We start from the raw sequence: 20,158 nt of genomic DNA on the forward strand, positions 1-20,158 counted from the left end.
CGAGCAGCGGAGACCGGGCCAGCATCTCGACAAACAACCCGGCTCCTAAAAACATGAAAAAGTAGTTTCCCAATCCCTCTGTCCGCTCTTTCCAATGGCAGAGCGCCATCACCGCATACCGCTTCACCCGGCGCACAAGCAGCGCCCATCCGAAACAAAACAATCCAACACCAAATGCAAAAAACAGAGCTCCCGACACCTGGTACACCCCGCGGGCGAAAAACGCGGACACAATAAACGCTGACAGCGCTGCAGCTCCCATAGCATAGTGAACGGGGGCCGTCTCGACAAACCGGGCCACCATATACAGCGCCACCGCCGCTGTATACACCGGCACCCGCCACATTCCAATCCAGTCTTGAATGCGATCGTGCGTCATTGTTCTCCCCTTTCGTTGCCATACGTTGAGATGATGATGCGACTGTTGTCCATAAGCGGCGAAAACGATTCCCCTCTCCGACAGCACACATTCACGTTTCAGCAGACGGGGCAAGCACCGGAAACCTGAGCCTCTCTACATCCAAAGCGATGTGGTGAACGTCCAATCGAAAAAAACGGGTGCCGCTACACCCGTTTCGCAAGCAGCCGCTCAAGCCCCGCCGCCACCCCATCTTCTTCGTGGGAGGACGTCACCATGTCGCAGATGGCTTTCAGCTCCGGCTCAGCATTGTCCATCGCCACGCGATAGCCTGCGACCTTAAACATCGACAAATCGTTATGGCTGTCGCCAAAGGCGACCGTGTCGCGCACATCGATGCCGTAATGGGCGGCGAGCTGTTTGAGCGCCTCGCCTTTTGTCGCTCGTTCGTTGTTCATCTCAATATTGTGCGGGTGCGACGAGGTGACCGTGACGCTACGGAGCGCGGCGAATCGCGACGCTGCATCACGCAGCCGCTCGCGGTCGAGGGCGAAAATCAGCAGCTTATACATCACCGTCTGCGGGTCGTCCCACACCGTGCGGATGTCATCGACATACATCACCCGCGCCTGCTGGAACTGCTTGTTCACGAGCCACTTCACCTCTGGCGCCGCATCGGCCATCCCGGAAGCGAGCGCCTCCCATTGGGCGCGGTTGTGCAGGCCGACATAGACCGCATCGCCCGTGTACGTCTCGCAATACAAATCGGACTGTTCGCGCACCCACTCAAGCGTCGGACGGACGATTGTCCGCTCGAGCGGCGCCTCGCTGATGACCGTGCCGTCTTCGAGCGAAACGACCGCGCCGTTTAAGCTGGCGATCGGGCAGATAATGCCCGCCTCGCGAAGCGGGGCGAGCGCGTCTTTGCGCGCCCTCCCTGTCACGACGGCGACGATGTGGCCCTGCGCCTGCGCTGCAGTGATGGCCGCCCGGTTTCGTTCACTGATTTTTCCTTCCCCGTTTAATAGCGTTCCGTCCATATCGAGTGCAATCAACATGTTCATCCCTCTTTCTGCGTCGTGCAAAGCGCTCTTAGAAAAACGGAATCCTGGCAGAAGCAGCGGGCTAGTGGAAAGCCGGAAATTCCTGCGCTTTTCACTCCGTACCCCAGCGCCTGCCCCCATCATCTCCTGTTCGGCATCACGATCGGCTTCTTCTTAGAATTCCGGTGAAAAACAGTTGCCACGCGCAAATCAGCGGCATTTCACCAAAAAAGAAGACTGATTTCGCAAGGTTTTCTAATTAAGAAACAACCGGAACTAACAGTGTTTTCTACTAAATCACTAGACCTTTAGATCGCAAACTGTTCAAACAATTCCCTCACTTCATCGGAACGAGGGGTTGGGCCTGTGCTCATATTCACACCCAACTCGCGCAAAAGCGGGGCCAGCAGCGGACCGTGTTCCTTCGTGACGCGCACATGGCTCGGTACACGCCCGAGCGCGCGAGCAAATTCAAGAAAACTTTGTTGCAGCGTCTTCGCCTCCAGCTGGCCGCGAAACACTTGGTGATGCAAAATGACTCCGCTCGCTGCATCGGCAGCCAGCGCCAGCAGCGGAAAATACGGGCGCTCCCAGCGTCGCTCCTGAATCGGCTTGTTCACATAAGCGATCGAAAACTCCGCAAACAGCGGGGCGCGATCGAGCGCCTTGACCTTTTCCAACTCGTCCGTTCCGATTTCAAGCACCGGTGTTTCCTTTTTCTTCGCCTTCGGGCGCGACACCCAGCCGTCGCGCCAATGAAGCCCGTCTTCTCTCCGTTCGGCAATCCGGGCAAACAATCGGTTGCCGCGAGCGGACAAAGCTAGGGACAGCTCGCCATCGCGCAGCCGCTCGGCGACAACGACCGCTTGTTCCAATGCCATAGCCGCCCATGCCGCTTCCTGTTCCGAAAGAAACCATGGATAATATCCAGGGGCAAAACTGCGGAACATCGGCAACAGCTGTTTTCCACTCACAGGAATGTGATACTTCCGCAACATCGCTTTATCGTCTCTTTCCAAGTCGTTTCGGGGCGCGAACGACACGAGCAATGCGCGCTCTTTAAACACAGCGTCTTTTGGATGCAACGTTCCAGATAAAATATCTTGCAAGCATGCATACCCTTCCTCACCGATGTAAATGACAAGGCCGTACTCCTGGCCAAGCGCCCCGATCACCGTACAATACAACGATTCCCCATCAGGAGTCACCACGGCAAAAATTTGATCATCGTCCATCCATGTCCACGGGGCCAAGTCCCTGTAGGCGAGCGCTTGATCGAACAGCGTTTTCCATACATCCTGTTCCACTTCTTCGACTCTGCCTTTGCTTGCGGCTCGTTTCGTTTTTTTCGCCTCACCTTCTTCCTTCACCACTTTTCGTTGAAACGGGGCGAGCGCCACATTCACGTTCGCCGTCAGCTCCGCTGTGCTCATCTCTTCCTCTATGGCTTGCACTTCTCCCCAGCTGTCCTCTTTCAAACCCACTCGCACGGCCTTGATACAGCACGGATACAACGCGTCGGGAACTGGATCGACGATCTTTTCCAAAACGATGTCATGCTCCCACATATCTCCAAAATCATACACGTATTGGGCGCGGTCGCCTTCTTCGACAAACCATTGCCCAATCCTTTCCTCCTGCTCATCGTAATCGGCGCCGTCCCATCCAGCCGCTTCGTTGCCGATTTCAATGCCCAGCCGCGCTGTTCCGCCGACCTTTGTCATGTAAAACGTATGCAAATGTTGGTCCATCCAGCCGAATGCGGCTTGCAACACGCCATGCAGCTCGGCGAACGTCATCTCCCCCGGCACAAGCAACCGACGCCAAATGGGAGGGCGCGTATGCTTCAATTGCACTTTGAGTTGATAAATCATTCTCTTCTTCCTTTCTCATTGGCTTGTCTTGTCCTCTATTATAACAGATCAACGGAAACATGATGAAATCTTCCCTCTTTTCGTAGTATAATAGATGGGCTCTTCACCAAAAGTTGTACTTGATTTTTTCTGAACATACCCTATTTACGCTTGTGAGGGAAAATCAGCACTTTTTGCCTATCCTTACGCAGGAAACCGCATTGCTTGTCAAGTACATGTTGTGGTGAAGAGCCAATAGATGAAAAAATTCTCAACGAAAGCGAAGGGATCGATATGTGGATCGTGTATGCTTTGTTGGCGGCGGTGTTTGCGGCGCTGACATCGGTGCTGGCGAAAATCGGCATTGAAAACGTCAATTCCCATCTCGCGACCGCTATTCGCACCGTTGTCGTGCTCGTGCTCGCATGGCTGATCGTCTGGATGACAGGCGCCCATCAAGGCGTCAAAGTGATCTCAACGAAAAGCTGGGTGTTTCTCTGCCTCTCAGGAGCAGCAACCGGATTGTCGTGGCTTTGTTTCTACAAAGCAATCCAAATCGGCGATGTCTCGCGCGTCACCGCCATTGACAAGTCGAGCTTGGTGCTGACGATCTTGTTTGCGGCGATGTTTCTCGGCGAACCGCTGTCCGCGAAAGTGGTGATCGGGGTGCTGCTCATTACCATCGGGACATTGATCATGATGTTTTAGCCAGCCGCCTTCTCAATCGTTTAGCCTGTTCTTCTCGAAATATTGCCGCCATACTCAATTTTGGCAGTTTTCCATCAAGCCTATAGACAGGACAATCCAAAAGATGTTATGATAAATTTTATAGTGACCTAGAGCTTTTCTCCGCCCTCCGCATCATTTCGGCATAGAGGACAGCTTTGGGGATCACCTTATGAAATAAGGTCTTCGTTGCGACCAAGAGTGTGTGAATGGCTTCACCGCTGCTTGTCAAACGGAGAGTAGTTTGAAAGGAGATCACTGAATGAATGATTTTCACCCGTTCGGCTGGTACGCGGCGAAAATGACCCCGTATTTGCCGAAAAAAGCGTTTCAACCCGTGAAGTCCCGCTTGTTTGGAGGTCTGGCTTATGTAGGGCTCGTCATCGCCGGCATCCTCGCTGTGTCCCTTTTCCACCTCCATCCTGTATGGAACCTCCTCATCTCGGTTGTGCTTGGTTTCAGTTTTGCTGCGTTAGGATTTTTAGGACATGAAATTTTGCACGGCACCGTCGTCCGTACACCATGGCTGCGCGATCTTCTCGGAGCGATCGCCTTTTGGCCGCTTTGCACCGGTCCGAAGTTGTGGAGAAAATGGCATAACGCCAGCCACCATGTGCATACCCAGCATGAAGAAAAAGACCCGGACGCGTGGCCAAGCATGGAGAAATTAGCGAAAAGCCGCCTGCTCTCTTGGGTATACCGCATCCCGTTTCCGATTCGCGCGTTTTTCTCGTTTAGCTCCTTGTCGGTGATGTTTACCCTTCATTCGGTGCGGATGCTGTTTTACTTTTTCAAAGACTTTCGCTGGAAAAACCGCGCGGTTGTCCTGTTTCAATTTTTCTTGCCTTGGGCGACATGGCTCGGGCTGTTATGGCTTGTCGGCTGGGAAAAATGGCTGTTCGCCTTTTTGCTTCCGCTGCTCGTCGCCAACACGATCGTCATGAGCTATATCGCAACCAACCATCGTCTCAATCCGTTAGTGCCGGTCAACGATCCGTTGGCGAACAGTTTGTCGGTCACCGTGCCAAAGTGGGTGGATATCCTTCACTTCCACTTTTCGCACCATACTGAACATCATCTCTTTCCAGCGATGAGCTCGAAGTACTACCCGCTCGTGAAAAAACACATCAAACAAATGTGGCCCGACCGCTACCACGAAATGCCGATGGGAAAAGCGTTGGCCGCCCTTTGGAAAACGCCGCGCGTCTACTACGAGCACAACGAGCTCATCGAGCCGAAGCAAGGCCATGTGTACGGCACGCTCGGCAATGGGCTCAACCCTGACCGGATTGTGCATCGCGAGCTGGAAACGGAAAAACAGCCGCGCGCAGCCAAAAAACGGGCAAAAACAAAAAAAGCGGCGGGGCAAGAGAATTTGTAGAAAGGATGGGCTTTGCGGCCGTCCGCCTCCTATGTGGATCAAATAGCGGCGAAGAGGGGAAAAGAGCGCTTTTCTTTCGGCAAACCTGCGTTTCCGTTTATATGTGCACAACCAAAAGGTGCCCCGTCTGTGGGACACCTTTTTCCTTTTCACTGACGGCATTGGTCAATGCAAGCGACCAACCTTTTCTCAATATCTTCCGCGATTTCCTTCAACGCCGGCTCGTTCACCATGCCAACAAGCATTGTCGGCTTCGGCATGCCGATTTTCGTTGTGCCGTTCTCTTGATAGACGACGAGTTTGCACGGCAAAAAGTAACCGACCAACAAGTTTTCATTTCACACCCGCGCCGCTTCTTGCGGGTTGCACACTTCGAAAATGACCATCGGCGTGGAAAAATCAAGCCCCTTTTCTTGCAGCTTTTCGGTCACGCTGAACCGCCAGAGCACGCCAAACCCTTCTTGTTTCAAGTTCTCTTCCAAACGCTCGATCGTTTCGTCCATGCCTGTTGGCACGTCAACCGTGTAATGGAACATCGCTCATTCTTTCCTTCCGTTATGTTTTCCCGTTGTTTAGCATGCCCAAATCGATCGCTCACCATCACGCAGAAAACGGACGGCGACACATGATCAGTTCCAGCGTTCACATGTCTTTTCCCATGACCCGTCGCCTTTCAAGCGCTTCGATCATAAAATATCCACCCAAATTTTCACCGCCGTCGCCAAAATCAACACGGCAAGGATGACTTGCAGCACTTTCGTGTTTAGTTTTTGCCCCGCTTTCGCTCCTAGCGGAGAGGCAAGCAAGCTCGCGACGACCATGATGAGCGCCGGGATGTAATCGACTTGGCCGGTGGCGATTTTCCCGAACGTAGAGCCAATGGAGGAAATGAACGTAATGGCCAAAGACGTGGCGATCGTCATTCGCGTCGGGATTTTTAGGACAACGAGCATGACTGGCACAAGCAAAAACGCCCCCGCCGCCCCGACGATACCGGACCCGACGCCGATGAGGAACGCCAAGGCGGCCGCCACCCCTTTGTTGAACGTCACTTGGTCAAGCGGAATGTCATCGATCCCTTTTTTCGGCACAAACATCATGATCGCGGCTAATGCCGCCAAGACGCCGTAAACGACGTTAATCGTTCCCTCGCTCATCAGCTTCGAGCCGTAACCGCCGACAAAACTGCCAACAAGAATGCTTGCGCCCATATAGAGAATGAGCGATTTGTTCAAATAGCCGCTTTTTCGATACGCCCACACGCCGCCGATCGTGGCGAAAAACACTTGCACCGCGCTGATTCCCGACACTTCATGGGCGCTGAACGCCGCCAGCCCAAACAACGGCGGAAGATACAGAAGCATCGGATATTTAATAATCGATCCGCCGATCCCCACCATCCCAGAAATAAACGAACCGACAAAACCGATGAAAAAGATGACAATGAGAAACGCGAGCGAAACATCCATCGATCATCCTCCCTTTTCGTTTCAAAAGGGACGGGGCACGCCCCCGCCCCCTGTCAATCTGTGCCGCTTCTTTAGGCATGGGCATGATGCAGCGCGCAGCGGTTCGGGCCGATCTCAAGCTCCCGCTCTGTTTCGATATCCACGGTTTTGAGCCCGCGGTTGATGGCGACAATGTCTTCAAAGTTCGGCGGGGTTTCCGTTTTGGCGCTTTGGATGACGAGGTCGATGAATTCGTCTTTCGGTTTGTTTTGCATCATCTCATTGCGGGCGCGGATGCGGCCCAACGTATCGCCGACATACCCCTCCGCGTTGATTTCTTCATCCAAGTTCGCGTAGTGAGCCGGCAAGACGATCACATCATCCGCCATGGCCGCGACTTTTTCGTACACGGTGTCATACAAATCCGCCGCCCATTCCGCCACTTTGCCGCCGAGGTCCGGCCGCCCGAGACCGCCGACGAAGATCGTGTCACCCGAGAACAGCCATTTGCCGTTGACAAAGAACGAGACGCTGCCTGGCGTATGGCCTGGCGTTTTCACGGCCAACACTTCCAAATGAACGTTGGCAAAGTCGATCGTGTCATGCTGCTCTAGCGGCTCGAAATCAAACACCGCTCCCTCGCTTTTCATCAAGTAGTACGTTGCCCCCGTTCGTTCGGCCAGCGCCTTGCCGCCGGAAAGATGGTCGGCATGCAAGTGCGAGTCCACGATATGCGTGATCTTCACCCCTTCTTGTTGGGCGGCTTGTTCGTACACGTCAATAAACCGCAACGGATCGACGACAAGCGCTTCGCTTCCGGAGATGACCATATACGACAGGCATCCTTTGCCGACGCGGATGAATTGGTAAATTTTCAACTGATCATCTTCGTATACTTTCGCTTGATGGAGATGCTCACTCCACGCCTGCATCCCGCCAGCGAGAGTATAAACGTTGTCAAACCCGGCTTCCGTCAGCTGTTCGGCGACAAACGCCGCCGATCCGCCCTTCGCGCACACGACGACGATGTCTTTGTCTTTCGGAAGACGGTCGACAATCGAGTCAACCCCATCAATCAATTCAAAATACGGCACGTTCAAATAGTCAAAGTTTTTCCCTTCGATTTTCCAATCGCGAAAATCGCTTTCGTTGCGGACGTCCAAGATGAACAGCGATTCTTTGTTGAACACCTTTTCCGTCATTTGTTGCACGGTCATTTCTTTCACCATATTAACATACCCCCTAATGTATATTTGATTGTTAAAAAAGGCCGCTCATTACGATTGAGCGGAATCAAGCGGCCCGTTCCATTGCGACATGCCGGGAACGACGTTGCGCACACGGTCAAATCCTTTTTCGGCCAGCTTTTGCGCAGCCAAATCGCTCCGTGTCCCTGTGCGGCACACGACATAAATCGTTTTGTCTTTCGGAAGTTCGGCCATCCGATTCTCGAGCTCCCCAAGCGGAATTGAAACGGCGCCCGGAATATGGCCAAACGCATACTCCGCCGGTTCGCGGACATCCAAGACAAACGAATCAGGATCGTGAAGTTTTTCTTGCAATTGTTCATTCGATACGACATGAGGGAATGCCGTTTCGTTGCGTGTTTCACTTTCTACTGCCTTGCGGATATAATGTTTCAAAACCCCATTTTCTTCAATCGTTCCTACATATTGATGCCCTGTGCTTTCCGCCCATGCTTTGATATCGGCTTTGGATCCCTTATCCGTCGCCTGCACTTCCAGCACTTGACCCGGTTGCAATTCATTGATCGCCTTTTTCGTTCGAACGATCGGCATCGGGCAGGACAGTCCTTTCGCATCAACGGTCATATCAACTTTAATCATGAACGAATCCCTCCTTACAGCTTATTCGACAGGCCCTTCCCAGGCGAGCATGCCCCCTGTCATGTTGACGACGCGGTAACCGCGGCTGTCAAGAAACTCCGCCGCACGGCCGCTGCGGCCGCCGGAACGGCAGACGAGAATGTATTCCTCATTTTTGTCCAATTCATGCATGCGAAACTCGATCAAACCGAGCGGAATATTGACCGCTCCTGGAATTTTGCCCGCAGCGACTTCCTCCGGCTCGCGCACATCGATGATATGAAGCGATTCTCCCGAGCGAAGCCGCTCTTCTACCTCTTTTGGCGTGATCGTTTTCATCATCATCCTCCTCTACTGCCAGGCGTTTAGGCCGCCTTTGACGTTCGTCACGTGCTGAAATCCCATTTTCTTTAACAGTCGGCTTGCTTTTTGGCTTCGCATCCCGCTTTGGCAAATGACAATCACTTCTTTCTCTTTCGATAGTTCGTGAGCACGGGCTGTCAATTCGTGCAGCGGGATGTTCCGAAACCCTGGCAGATGGTAAGACTGAAACTCCAAAGGGGTGCGCACATCAATATATTGCACCCCAGGTTCTTTCAACCGGCGTTTCAATTCCGCTGTTGTGATCATCCGCACCCCTTTCGGCGGGATGAAGCGGCTGGCAAAAAACCAAACAAGCAAAACAAACAGGATGATGTTGATGATGGTTTGCGACATAGGATTCCCTCATTTGATTAAATGAATAAGTTCACATTTCCTTCCGACGCATCAGCCAAATACGCGGCGACGCCAGCAAACTCAACGCCATCGATCAATTCCTCCGGCTTCAGCCCAAGCAAATCGACTGTCATTTGGCAAGCGACGAGTTTCACGCCTTGCTCTTTCGCCATCTCGATCAACTGCGGAAGCGGCATGGCGTTATGTTTTTTGATGACCTTTTTGATCAACTTCGGGCCGATGCCGGCAAAATTCATGCGCGACAGCCCCATGCGGTCCGCGCCGCGCGGCATCATCTTCGCGAACATCTTTTCAAGAAACCCTTTTTGCACTGGAACCGACGCCTCTTTCCGCAAGGCGTTCAGCCCCCAGAACGTATGAAAGATCGTCACGTCATGGTCGTAGGCAGCGGCGCCGTTGGCGATGATGTAAGCCGCCATCGCCTTGTCATAGTCGCCGCTGAACAAAATGATCGTCGTCTTTTTCTTCGGCTGTGTCATCTGGCTGCCTCCTTCCCTTCATACCTGTATGGGTATAAAAATGTGCACACATTATCCTTTTTGGATCCAGAACATCAACACACCGTTGTCTTCTTTCATCTCAAGCACCGTATGGCCGCTCGCTTTCGCCCATGCCGGCAAATCGTTTTTCGCCCCTTTATCGGTCGTGTGCACCTCGAGCACTTGACCTGATTGCAATTCGTCCATCGCTTTTTTCGCTCTCACCACCGGCATCGGGCAGGCCAATCCTTTTGCATCCAATACTTTCGTTGCGTTCATTTTGATAACCTCCTTGATATCATACGTCTTATTACCATTACCCCTATAGGTATATTACTACGAGAAAAAGAACGTTGTCAACACCTTTTTGTTGAGCAACGCATTAACGGCTTTTCACAAGCAGTTCCACTGCTTCTTTGACAAGACTGTCTGTGCTTTCTCCTTTTTCCATGCTTTCACGCAGGCAATGTTCCAAATTGGTGCTGACGATGACGGCAATGGCGCGGTCAATGGCATTGCGCGCCGCTGAAAGTTGGGAAACGACGCTCTTGCAGTCTTTCCCTTGTTCCATCATGCCAAGGACGCCTTTAATTTGTCCTTCAATCCGTTTTAAGCGGTTTTTGATCTCTTTGTTATATTCCATCGGCTCGTTCGCCCCCTTTCTTGACAATCGCAAGCCATGATCGAATAGCTGTTCACCTCATAGCCATAGCGGCGCAACAGGCGGATGCCGACGTTTTTTTCGATGTCATCCTGAACGATGATATGAAGCGGCTTTCGCGGAATATCCCGCGCATGCCGTTTCAAATACGCCACCGGAATATGCAACGCTTGGCCAAATATGGAGCCGTTGCTTTCATTATAATCGCGCAAGTCAAGAAGAAGCAAGCCGTCCGGCACCTCTTCTACCGGAAGGCATGGGATATGTTTTACAGGATAGTAGCGTCGATACAACGCTGCGCCCAAAAGAATGAGAAAGAATAACAAACTGCTAACGATCAACGGTTCACCCCCTCTATTCACCCTATGCATGATCATTATATACCCTATATGGTATAATGACAATAAGAAATATTTTCCTCAACAATTGGTTATTCCCAGCGAATCAAAAGACCATAGACAGCTGGGTGAAAACGGACAAGTTCCACGTTGCCCGCCTTTTGCTTCACATAGGAAAACAGTTCCTCCGACGGAATCCGCTCATGGAGCGGCGGCCCTATTTCGCTTTCCATCGTCTCCCATTCGATCAACAGAAACTGCCCGTTTGGCCTCATCACACGGCGAATTTCGTCAAGGGCGGCTTCTTTTTGTTCCACCTCATGAAAGACAAATGCCATGATCCCTTTGTCCACCGAATGCGAAGGCAAGGCAGTCGAAGCGACATCCGCCACCCGATATTCGATGTTGGTGACCGCTAGTTTCGCGGCTCGCTGTTTTAGCAATTCAATCATTTCTGGCTACACATCGACCGCATACACTTTTCCGTTTGTCGCCTGCGCGAGAGGAATCGTGAAATAACCATTCCCGGCGCCAAGATCGACGACCGTGTCATCCGGTTTCACGGACAACATCGAAATGACCCGTTGCGGGTCGATCCATTCCTTGCGCTTCGGATCCAATAATCGTTCAGCATGTTCGTAATGAAAACGATGCCCTGTCATCCTTTTCCCTCCTATTCCTCATTTCCATTTCATTATACTCGCAAAGAGAGGAAAAAAGCCGGCATTGGAAAACGCCGGCTTTTCCCTACCGAACGGCGCACCGGTTTGAACCGCTTTCCATCTCCCGTTGTTCCTCTTCCGTAGGATGCAATTTCCCCATGTTGGTCTGCCGAATTTCCTTGTAAGCCGGATCGAGCTCGACATTCACTTCCATGAACCTCTCCCACTTACAGAAGTGGGAGTTTCCTGTTTCCCCTTCGGGGTGGATGCGTGATAGGTTGGTCGGCAGCCTATCTGCAGGCAACGCCTGGCATCCGTCCCGTTGGGAGCGACAGGCAACATGAGTATCATCGATACTCAAGGGCGGGAACTCGCCATCTACGACTTCTTGCTTATGCAATCCGTCGATACGTAAACGGTTTGACCGTAAATTCCAACGGGCGAATTTCGCCATAATATACTTTGGCAAATAAATTCATCGCTCCGTGGATGTCACGGTGTTGTTTGTATCCGCATTGACATGTATAATTTCTAGAAGAAGATTTATTCTTCTTCCCGCAAACAGGGCATGTTTGCGATGTGTAGCTCTCGTCCTTTTTCTCCATTTCAATGCCTTCGGCATTCAATTTGTATTTGAGATAATCAAATAGTTTTCCAAACGACCAATTGGATAATTTCTGATTGGTCTTTTTGTTTCGTTTCTTTTTCGTGTTCCGTTGTACCCCCTCGACATCCCCAATGACGACTTCTTTCACTTGGTTTTCCAAACACCAACGAACAAATTGTCTCGTGGTTTTGTGCAACGCATCCTTTAGTTGTGCCTCTGATTTCGAAAGTACATATTGTTTTGCCCGATTGTACTTTTTCCATTGTTTGGAGCCTTTTTTGCATCTGCTCATGAGTTTTTGCAGTTCTTTTAATTTTTTGTTTCTCAACCGATGGATGCTTCTTATTTTTCTTCCCGTGATGATGAGGTTTTCCCCATTTTCACAAACGGCTGCGATGGTGTGAATTTCCCCTGGGTCAATAGCGACACGGTTTTGATTTTTATTCTCTTTTGGTTCTTTTCCATCTTCATACAACAAACAAAGCCACAAACCACGGTCATAAACGAGTTCGATTTCTTTCACTTGACCCTTTGGAATTTGTTCTTTATCCATTTTCACCACCAAAGGAGATTGTCTTTTCCGTTTCCAAATTCCTAGCGACAGTTCCAACGTCCCGTCTTCATGCAAAACAAACCCATCTTTTGCCCATTTTGTATTGAAGTGTTTTTTCTTTTTGTACGGAAATTTGGTTTTCTCCCCTTTTTTCCGTGCTTCTCTTGCTCCGTCACGGGCAAATATATACTTATGCACAACGGCTTGGATGCTTTGGCTGTGGATAGGAAAACGACCTTTTGTTGCTTTTTGCAGTTCCGTTTTGGTTATCCATTTTCCTGTTTTCAAATGATGTTCTTTCGCCAAACGAAGACACTCATTCCAAACTTCTGCGGAGATGCGATTGCATTCAAAAAGTTTATCAATCACTTCTTTTTTTGCTCGAAAACGGGTTTTCAGCGTTCGATACATGGTTTCACCTCCTATGTTTATTGTATTCTATCGAAAATCAAAAGAGAAGGGAGAAACAAAAAACATCCATGAGCAAGCCTTGCTCCCCACCCTGGCATGAAAATGACTTATCAAGGCGGCGCATTTTCACAGAAAACATCCATGAGTAAGCTTTTACTCGCCACCCAAGCATGAAAATAACCGCTCATGGATTCATTATTTTCACAGAAAACATCCATGAGTAAATTTTACTCCCCACCCAGGCATGAAAATCCATCTCTCCTTCCATAATGGAGGATCATCAAGTTTCAGGAAAAAAGGAAACTGCCTGTCTCCTGCAGAGTTCAGGAAAACAGGCAGTTTACATGTAGAGCGTTATTTCAAACAGCTGTAAGGAAAACGCTATTTCGATAGCCGTTTCATGAGAGCCGCTTTTTCCGCTTCAAACCCCGGTTTGCCAAGTAAGGCAAACATATTGTTTTTGTATGCTTCCACTCCCGGTTGGTCAAATGGATTTACACCGAGCAAATGGCCGCTGATGCCGCAAGCTTTTTCGAAGAAGTATACCATTTCCCCAAAGGTGTATTCATTCATTTCATCCAGTTCAACAATTAAGTTAGGCACTCCGCCGTCTACGTGTGCGAATAGCGTGCCTTGGAAAGCTTTTTTGTTTACTTCATCCAGTGTCTTGCCGGCCAAGAAATTCAATCCATCGATATTTTCTGGGTCTTCTTGAATCGTCAGTTCGATTCGCGGTTTTTTCACTTGCAGCACTGTTTCGATCAGAATGCGGCTGCCTTCCTGAACGTATTGCCCCATGGAATGTAAATCTGTTGTAAAGTCAACGGATGCAGGAAAGAGTCCTTTTTGATCTTTCCCTTCGCTTTCGCCAAACAGCTGTTTCCACCACTCAGATACATAATGAAGGGATGGCTCATAGTTCACCAATAATTCGATCGCTTTGCCTTTGCGATAGAGAATATTTCGCACGGCAGCGTACTGATAACTTTCATTGGTTGAAAGATCAGGATGGTTATATTTATAATATGCCGATGCTGCGCCTTCCATCATTCGATCAATATTCAATCCAGCGACGGCGATTGGCAACAGGCCAACTGCTGTCAGCACAGAATATCTTCCGCCTATGTCATCCGGAATAACGAAAGTTTCATAGCCTTCTTGATCAGCGAGCTTTTTTAATGCTCCTTTTGCGCGATCGGTAGTAACGTAAATCCGTTTTCTTGCTTCCTCTTTTCCATATTTTTTCTCCATGTAGTCGCGGAAAATCCGAAAAGCAATGGCTGGCTCTGTCGTTGTTCCCGATTTAGAAATGACGTTGATCGACAGATCCTTGCCTTCTAATACATCTAATAAATGAGAGAGATAAGTGGAACTGATATTTTGGCCAGCGAAATAAATTTGCGTCATATCGTTCATTTGGTTATGAAAGGAATGGGATAATGCTTCAACAGCGGCCCTTGCCCCTAAATAAGATCCGCCAATGCCGATGACGACAAGAGCATCTGAATGATTGCGGATTTTTTCGGCTGCTTGCTTGATTCGCGCAAATTCGTCCTTATCATAACGAATCGGCCAATCCACCCAACCAAGAAAATCGGATCCTGGGCCTTTCTTTTCATGAAGCATATGATGAGCCGCTTTTACAAATTCGCTTAAATAATGTAGTTCACTCTCTTTCATAAATGGCAAGGCATTGGAGTAATCAAAAGAGATAGCCATATACACTTCTCCTTTCTCATTCTATTTTGCAGCGCATGTCCATTGTATGCCTTCCTGCAAGGGGATTTTATGTTATTTCTTCTCATTTTTTTCTACAGCATGTCCGCCAAATTCATTGCGTAGAGCGGCTACCACTTTTCCTGTAAATGTATCGCTTTCTAATGAACGATACCGCATCAATAAGGCCATGGCGATGACAGGAGTGGCCGTTTGCAGATCTAATGCTGTCTCGACCGTCCATTTTCCTTCGCCGGAAGAATGCATAATTCCTTTGATTTCCTCTAATTTTGCATCTTTTGAAAACGCGCGTTCTGTTAATTCCATGAGCCATGAACGAATAACCGAACCATTGTTCCACACTCTCGCCACTTTTTCATAGTCGTAATCGAATTCGCTTTTTTCTAATATTTCGAATCCTTCGCCAATGGAAGCCATCATTCCGTATTCAATCCCATTGTGGACCATTTTTAAGAAGTGGCCGCTGCCTGCTTTTCCAGTATATAAATACCCATTTTTTACAGCAGTGTCGCGAAAAAGAGGCTCGACCATATTCCAAGCTTCGGGATCGCCTCCAACCATGTAACATGCTCCGTTTCGAGCGCCTTCGACTCCGCCAGAAGTTCCCGCATCCATAAAGTGAATTCCAATCTCCTTTAGCTCGTTATAGCGGCGAATCGATTCTTTGTAGTGAGAATTGCCACCATCGATCACAATGTCTCCTTTGCTTAAAAATGGCGCAATTTCACTAATCACCGAATCAACAACGGTGTGGGGAACCATTATCCAGACAATTCTCGTTTTTTCTAATGATAGGGCGAGTTCCTTTAAAGTGGATGCGCCTTTAGCACCGTATTTTTTTATTTCTTCCACCGCATTTGTATTTATATCGAACGCCACTACTTCGTGCTTATGGTCCATAAGATTTTTGCCTAAGTTTAATCCCATTTTTCCTAAACCGACTAGCCCGACTCTCATGCTGACTACCTCCTAAAAATATCTTGGTCAAAGAAGATTGGCTATTCCTATTAGTTTATCCAGAAATTATGTTTTCAGGTTTGCTCCGGAAAAGCTTATTTACCGCCAATAAAATCCGTCTTCTTTCAATAATTGATAAGCAGCATCTGGCCCCATCGATCCTGAACGATAGGAGTAAAGAGGAAGGCGGTTTTCCGCAAATGCCTCTAAAATAGGTTGCAGCCATTTCCAAGATAGTTCGACCTCTTTCCAATGGGAAAAGAAAGTCGAATCGCCGTGCAAAGCGTCAAAAATTAAGAGTTCATACGCTTCAGGCACCTCTTTCTGATTCGTTGCGAAGTCCATATGGACAGGCTCCATCTTTCCGTTGTTGAATACATTTTTACTATTGAATTGCAGCGAAACGCCTTCGTTCGGATTGATTTGAATCACCAAAAGATTAGGAGCTGTTTCTTCATTTTTTGGCAAGTACCATTCCTTTAATGGATTTTTAAACTCCATCACGATACGTGTGGACTTTTCCTTCATTCTTTTACCTGTACGGATGTAGAATGGCACCCCGCTCCAGTTTTCATCATCAATCCACAGACGGGCCGCAACAAACGTCTCCGTTGTCGAAGAAGCATCGATGCCAGGTTCTTCTTTATATCCAACCACTGGTCTGCCATCGATTTCTCCAGGACCGTATTGGCCGCGAACAACGTGCAAGCCTACTTCTTCCTTCTGTATTGGTCGAAGAGATTCCATAATTTTTCTTTTCTCGTTACGGATGTCTTTTGCGCTAATCTGTTTTGGCAGGTGCATGGCTGTCATCATCAACAATTGCAGCATATGATTTTGGAACATATCGCGAATGGCGCCTGCTTGATCATAATAGCTTGCTCTTTGTTCTACCCCAACGGTCTCGCTAGCTGTAATTTGCACATTGGCTATAAATTGATTATTCCATATCGCTTGAAACACAGGGTTGGCGAATTTTAAAGCTTCAAGGTTTTGCACCATCGGTTTTCCAAGGTAATGATCTACCCGATAAATTTCTTCTTCCTCGAAAGCTTGGCTTAATTTTTCGTTTAAATCTTGGGCCGATTGGATATCGTGGCCAAACGGTTTTTCGATAATCAGACGTTTCCAACCTGTTGTGGATCCTAATCCGCTTTCCTTGATGTTCGACGCGATCACATCAAAAAATTCCGGCGCAACAGATAAATAAAACATGCGGTTTTCAGGAATATTCAATTCTTTTTCCCGTTGTTGAACCATTTCAAGCAACTTTTTATACCCTTGTGCATTCGTTACATCTAGAGAAATATAGCGAAACGCGCGAAGAAACTCCTTCATTTTGGAACGGTCATTTGCCAAACGTCTAGAAAAGGTTTTTACCGAATTTTCCACATATGTTTGAAACGCTTCATCGGACAATTCCCTTTTGCTTACGCCAATAATGGAAAATGGCTGCGGCATTTTTTGATCAAGAAATAAATTATATAATGCAGGGAAAATTTTTCGTTTCGCTAAATCACCTGTTGCTCCAAACAAGATAAAGGTCATTGAATCCAATGTGATCCCCCCTGACTTTTCGAAACATTAAAGAATAAAGTTGATAGAGCAGATATAACGATGTTTACTACATTGCTTGCTGAAAGAATTTTCTGAGTTTTATCAAGATTTCCGTTTTTCTTGACGGAGCGGCCGCCATGACGAGGGCAACTTTTGTTCCTTCCAGTGTTTTTAAAACATCGAGAGCATTCTCTCCAAAATAAATATCACGAGGAATAGTAAAACGATTCATGCTGCTCCCTCCAGTACTCGTGATTGGTTTACAGATGGTAGTATAATGTGTATAAAACTTATTGAGAAGTACGAACTTTCTTATCATGTAGTGATAAAAATATAATATAGTGTAAAAAAATATACTTAATGATATAAAAGGCATCCAGATGCAATGAATGCACTGTATCATCCAGAAAGAATGAATACAATTTGCAATGAGTGAAAATAACAGGTATATAACATTTATTTGTAAGTATGTTCTTTATGATCATAAAGTGACAAACAGTATACTATCAGGTTATAATCAACATGGGGGTGAAATGATGGGACACGTTTGTGGCAAGACGTATAATTGTGAAAAAGAATTAACACTCGCTGTTATTGGCGGTAAATGGAAAATGCTTATTTTATGGCATCTAGGAAAAGGGGGAAAGAAGCGGTTTAGCGAACTAAAAGCCCTCATGCCTGGGATCACCCAAAGAATGCTTGTTAACCAGCTGCGGGAGCTGGAGCAAGATCAAATTGTTCATCGCGAAGTCTATCCGGTTGTTCCGCCAAAAGTGGAATATTCATTGACCGAACATGGGAAAAGTTTGATGCCAATTCTTGATGCGATGTATGAATGGGGCAAAAACTATATGGAGACGGTCGTAAAGGGGCAAGTAAAAATCAATGAAGCAGCCAAGTAGAAAGCTTTCTCTGTTATGAAAGCTTCGAAAACGATCTGCGTGTATGTTATATGCACTTTTCTTTTTTTGCTGGTAAACAAAGAAATACACACATGGAAGATAATGAGGAAAGCAATAAGTTTTATAATTAGACGCGAAAAACCAACGGACAACCATCTTTATGAAAGAACCGCTGTCCGTTGGTTTTTCTGTATATGCGTTGATGACTGTTGATGGAGTCCCGAAAATGGCGTAAAAAGAAAAACGGCAAAAAAGTGCTTTTGTTTTCCAGTGATCCAAGTTCACTGGATGGAGAATGGATTTTACACAATAATGTGGACTAGGCATGGCTGTTCGAATGCGAGGAAGGTCTGGAAAAAATATTCCGAATTTCTTTTTTTATTTTTAGGTATAATTTTTCACACTATGTAACACGAAAGTATCTACTTGTTAAATGGAATGATGTGCCTAATAATATCAGTATCGCCACATGAATGGGCGATACGTTGCTAGATGGATAATGAGAGAGGAGGGGTAAGAATGTATCGAAAGGAGTTTTATGTCTTTGACCAAGATCGTCCTGTTCCAGCGGTGATCCGAAATTATGAAGAAAAGGACTTTCCTGGATTAATCCGCATTCAACAGGAAAGTTTTCCTCCGCCATTCCCGTCTGAATTATGGTGGAATATGGAACAGCTGAAAAACCATGTGACACTCTTTCCAGAGGGAGCCTTATGTGTTGAGGTGAATGGGGAAATTGCGGGGTCAATGACAGGGCTTATTGTCGACTTTGACCCCAGCCATCCGGACCATACATGGGAAGAGATCACGGATCATGGATATATCCGCAACCATAACCCAAACGGGAATACGCTTTATGTCGTTGATATTGGCGTGCGCCCTGCCTACCGCAAATGGGGGCTGGGAAAATGGCTGATGCTATCCATGTATGAAGTGGTTGTTCATTTGGGACTAGAGCGGCTGTTAGGCGGAGGGAGGATGCCTGGCTATCATAAAAAAGCGCATGAGATGACAGCGGAGCAATATCTCGAAGCGGTAGTAAAAGGCGAATTGAAAGATCCTGTTATTACCTTCCTGCTTCGCTGCGGCCGCACACCTGTCAAAGTGGTGGCGAACTATTTAGAAGATGAAGAATCGTGCAATTATGCTGCACTGATGGAATGGAAAAATCCTTTTTATCGCGCAAAATCTTAAAGGAGAATGATAAAAATGGAGTATCGCAGAATTACGAGCATTGAAGACCCTTTGTTTAAGAAAATGCATCAATTGATGCAAAATGTATTTCCTCCGGAAGAAGTATTGGCATTTGATTTGTGGAAAGAGCCTCTGGAAGATCCAGGAATTCGTGTGTGCGTTGCTGTTCACGAAGGAGAGGTAGTAGGCGCAACGGAGTACCGTTATTATGAAGATTTAAATGTCGCGATGACAGATTTCACCATTATCGGCCAAGCAGGACTGGGGATCGGCCGGTTTTTAGCCAAAAAGCGGCTGGAGGATTTGCAAAATTGGGCCGCTGCAAATGGAAAGCAGTTGTATGGCATGTTCGCCGAGATTTATGATCCTTATCGGGTGAAGCATTATGAATTTGGCGGGATTAAGCCGATGGATCCATATGTTCGTCGTGAGGTATTATCTCATTTGGGATATAAGCGGCTTGACTTCCCTTATGTCCATCCATCTTGGAACAATGATGGAGAAGCCGTAACCGGGCTTGATCTTTGTTTCCTTCCGATGGACGATAGCGTAAATGAACTTCCAGCGGATCTTGTTGTGAAGTTTTTGAAACGTTATTATTCTGTCTTATCGAACAAACCAAGGGATTGGTATGAAATGATGGAAAAACTAGAGGCGAAAAACACCATACCGCTATTACCGATTTAAACCTTAATAAAAACACCATGCTTATGGAACCTTAAAAAAA

At 47.8% G+C, this 20,158-nt stretch carries 22 protein-coding genes and 2 pseudogenes; 5 read left to right on the plus strand and 19 right to left on the minus strand.

Features of this window, described 5'->3' with window-relative positions; genetic code table 11:
* Window positions 1-564 precede the first annotated feature (564 nt).
* Both ETC02_RS11180 and ETC02_RS11185 read right to left on the minus strand, forming a co-directional pair.
* Entirely contained in the window at window positions 565-1,416 is an 852-nt protein-coding gene (locus tag ETC02_RS11180; RefSeq protein WP_050367401.1) for an HAD family hydrolase, read from the minus strand.
* 293 nt (window positions 1,417-1,709) lie between these two features.
* Window positions 1,710-3,275: a plasmid pRiA4b ORF-3 family protein gene (locus tag ETC02_RS11185; RefSeq protein WP_050367402.1), complete on the minus strand. Its 1,566-nt coding sequence runs from the start codon at window positions 3,273-3,275 to the stop codon at window positions 1,710-1,712.
* 273 nt (window positions 3,276-3,548) lie between these two features.
* Between ETC02_RS11185 and ETC02_RS11190 the strand changes: the two genes are divergently transcribed.
* Both ETC02_RS11190 and desB read left to right on the plus strand, forming a co-directional pair.
* Window positions 3,549-3,962, plus strand: coding sequence for an EamA family transporter (locus tag ETC02_RS11190; RefSeq protein WP_011231547.1), 414 nt, complete (start codon window positions 3,549-3,551; stop codon window positions 3,960-3,962).
* A 280-nt stretch (window positions 3,963-4,242) separates the two neighbouring features.
* On the plus strand, window positions 4,243-5,361 hold the full coding sequence (gene desB / locus ETC02_RS11195) for a Delta(10) desaturase DesB (protein ID WP_171698276.1): 1,119 nt from the start codon (window positions 4,243-4,245) through the stop codon (window positions 5,359-5,361).
* 149 nt (window positions 5,362-5,510) lie between these two features.
* Here the strand turns inward: desB and ETC02_RS11200 are convergent.
* From ETC02_RS11200 to ETC02_RS11275, 17 genes and pseudogenes are all read right to left on the minus strand, one after another.
* A pseudogene (locus ETC02_RS11200) lies at window positions 5,511-5,897 on the minus strand (DUF302 domain-containing protein).
* Window positions 5,898-6,047: 150 nt separating this feature from the next.
* Complete coding sequence (locus tag ETC02_RS11205; protein WP_020278582.1) at window positions 6,048-6,830, minus strand: sulfite exporter TauE/SafE family protein; 783 nt, start codon at window positions 6,828-6,830, stop codon at window positions 6,048-6,050.
* A gap of 71 nt (window positions 6,831-6,901) precedes the next feature.
* Complete coding sequence (locus ETC02_RS11210; RefSeq protein ID WP_033015460.1) at window positions 6,902-8,038, minus strand: MBL fold metallo-hydrolase; 1,137 nt, start codon at window positions 8,036-8,038, stop codon at window positions 6,902-6,904.
* Window positions 8,039-8,086: 48 nt separating this feature from the next.
* Window positions 8,087-8,656 (minus strand): sulfurtransferase TusA family protein, encoded by a 570-nt coding sequence (locus tag ETC02_RS11215; RefSeq protein WP_171698277.1) that lies wholly within the window; start codon window positions 8,654-8,656, stop codon window positions 8,087-8,089.
* A 21-nt stretch (window positions 8,657-8,677) separates the two neighbouring features.
* Window positions 8,678-8,974: a rhodanese-like domain-containing protein gene (locus ETC02_RS11220; protein WP_171698278.1), complete on the minus strand. Its 297-nt coding sequence runs from the start codon at window positions 8,972-8,974 to the stop codon at window positions 8,678-8,680.
* Between the two features lie 12 nt (window positions 8,975-8,986).
* A complete protein-coding gene (locus tag ETC02_RS11225) occupies window positions 8,987-9,352 on the minus strand; it encodes a rhodanese-like domain-containing protein (protein WP_050367406.1) in 366 nt (121 codons plus the stop codon).
* Between the two features lie 17 nt (window positions 9,353-9,369).
* Window positions 9,370-9,852, minus strand: a complete 483-nt coding sequence (locus tag ETC02_RS11230) for a DsrE/DsrF/DrsH-like family protein (RefSeq protein WP_015375138.1) — start codon at window positions 9,850-9,852, stop codon at window positions 9,370-9,372.
* Between the two features lie 51 nt (window positions 9,853-9,903).
* Window positions 9,904-10,131 carry a sulfurtransferase TusA family protein gene (locus ETC02_RS11235; protein WP_020278577.1) on the minus strand — a complete coding sequence of 76 codons (228 nt, stop codon included), beginning with the start codon at window positions 10,129-10,131 and terminating at the stop codon, window positions 9,904-9,906.
* Between the two features lie 103 nt (window positions 10,132-10,234).
* A complete protein-coding gene (locus ETC02_RS11240; RefSeq protein WP_013145015.1) occupies window positions 10,235-10,495 on the minus strand; it encodes a metal-sensitive transcriptional regulator in 261 nt (86 codons plus the stop codon).
* Window positions 10,462-10,854 (minus strand): hypothetical protein, encoded by a 393-nt coding sequence (locus ETC02_RS11245; RefSeq protein WP_050367407.1) that lies wholly within the window; start codon window positions 10,852-10,854, stop codon window positions 10,462-10,464. The genes ETC02_RS11240 and ETC02_RS11245 overlap by 34 nt, the downstream gene beginning before the upstream one ends.
* Before the next feature lie 89 nt (window positions 10,855-10,943).
* Window positions 10,944-11,513, minus strand: a pseudogene (locus ETC02_RS11250) (class I SAM-dependent methyltransferase).
* Between the two features lie 85 nt (window positions 11,514-11,598).
* A complete protein-coding gene (locus tag ETC02_RS18095) occupies window positions 11,599-11,727 on the minus strand; it encodes a hypothetical protein (RefSeq protein WP_256370905.1) in 129 nt (42 codons plus the stop codon).
* A gap of 178 nt (window positions 11,728-11,905) precedes the next feature.
* Window positions 11,906-13,084 (minus strand): RNA-guided endonuclease InsQ/TnpB family protein, encoded by a 1,179-nt coding sequence (locus ETC02_RS11255; RefSeq protein ID WP_050367409.1) that lies wholly within the window; start codon window positions 13,082-13,084, stop codon window positions 11,906-11,908.
* Between the two features lie 381 nt (window positions 13,085-13,465).
* On the minus strand, window positions 13,466-14,803 hold the full coding sequence (locus ETC02_RS11260; RefSeq protein ID WP_063329989.1) for a glucose-6-phosphate isomerase: 1,338 nt from the start codon (window positions 14,801-14,803) through the stop codon (window positions 13,466-13,468).
* A 72-nt stretch (window positions 14,804-14,875) separates the two neighbouring features.
* Window positions 14,876-15,778 (minus strand): phosphogluconate dehydrogenase (NAD(+)-dependent, decarboxylating), encoded by a 903-nt coding sequence (gene gnd, locus ETC02_RS11265; RefSeq protein WP_021321721.1) that lies wholly within the window; start codon window positions 15,776-15,778, stop codon window positions 14,876-14,878.
* 99 nt (window positions 15,779-15,877) lie between these two features.
* Window positions 15,878-17,335 (minus strand): glucose-6-phosphate dehydrogenase, encoded by a 1,458-nt coding sequence (gene zwf / locus ETC02_RS11270; protein WP_171698279.1) that lies wholly within the window; start codon window positions 17,333-17,335, stop codon window positions 15,878-15,880.
* A 67-nt stretch (window positions 17,336-17,402) separates the two neighbouring features.
* Window positions 17,403-17,567 (minus strand): hypothetical protein, encoded by a 165-nt coding sequence (locus ETC02_RS11275; protein WP_171698274.1) that lies wholly within the window; start codon window positions 17,565-17,567, stop codon window positions 17,403-17,405.
* A gap of 304 nt (window positions 17,568-17,871) precedes the next feature.
* Here ETC02_RS11275 and hxlR point away from each other — a divergent pair, with 304 nt between their 5' ends.
* The 3 genes from hxlR (at window position 17,872) to ETC02_RS11290 (ending at window position 20,118) form a co-directional block, all read left to right on the plus strand.
* A complete protein-coding gene (gene hxlR / locus ETC02_RS11280; protein ID WP_003252445.1) occupies window positions 17,872-18,237 on the plus strand; it encodes a transcriptional activator HxlR in 366 nt (121 codons plus the stop codon).
* Between the two features lie 519 nt (window positions 18,238-18,756).
* On the plus strand, window positions 18,757-19,431 hold the full coding sequence (locus ETC02_RS11285; protein ID WP_063211419.1) for a GNAT family N-acetyltransferase: 675 nt from the start codon (window positions 18,757-18,759) through the stop codon (window positions 19,429-19,431).
* A 15-nt stretch (window positions 19,432-19,446) separates the two neighbouring features.
* Window positions 19,447-20,118, plus strand: a complete 672-nt coding sequence (locus ETC02_RS11290; protein WP_033015477.1) for a GNAT family N-acetyltransferase — start codon at window positions 19,447-19,449, stop codon at window positions 20,116-20,118.
* The last annotated feature ends 40 nt before the right edge of the window (window positions 20,119-20,158 follow it).

The sequence above is a fragment of the Geobacillus sp. DSP4a genome (assembly GCF_013096875.1).
Lineage (GTDB): Bacteria > Bacillota > Bacilli > Bacillales > Anoxybacillaceae > Geobacillus > Geobacillus thermophilus.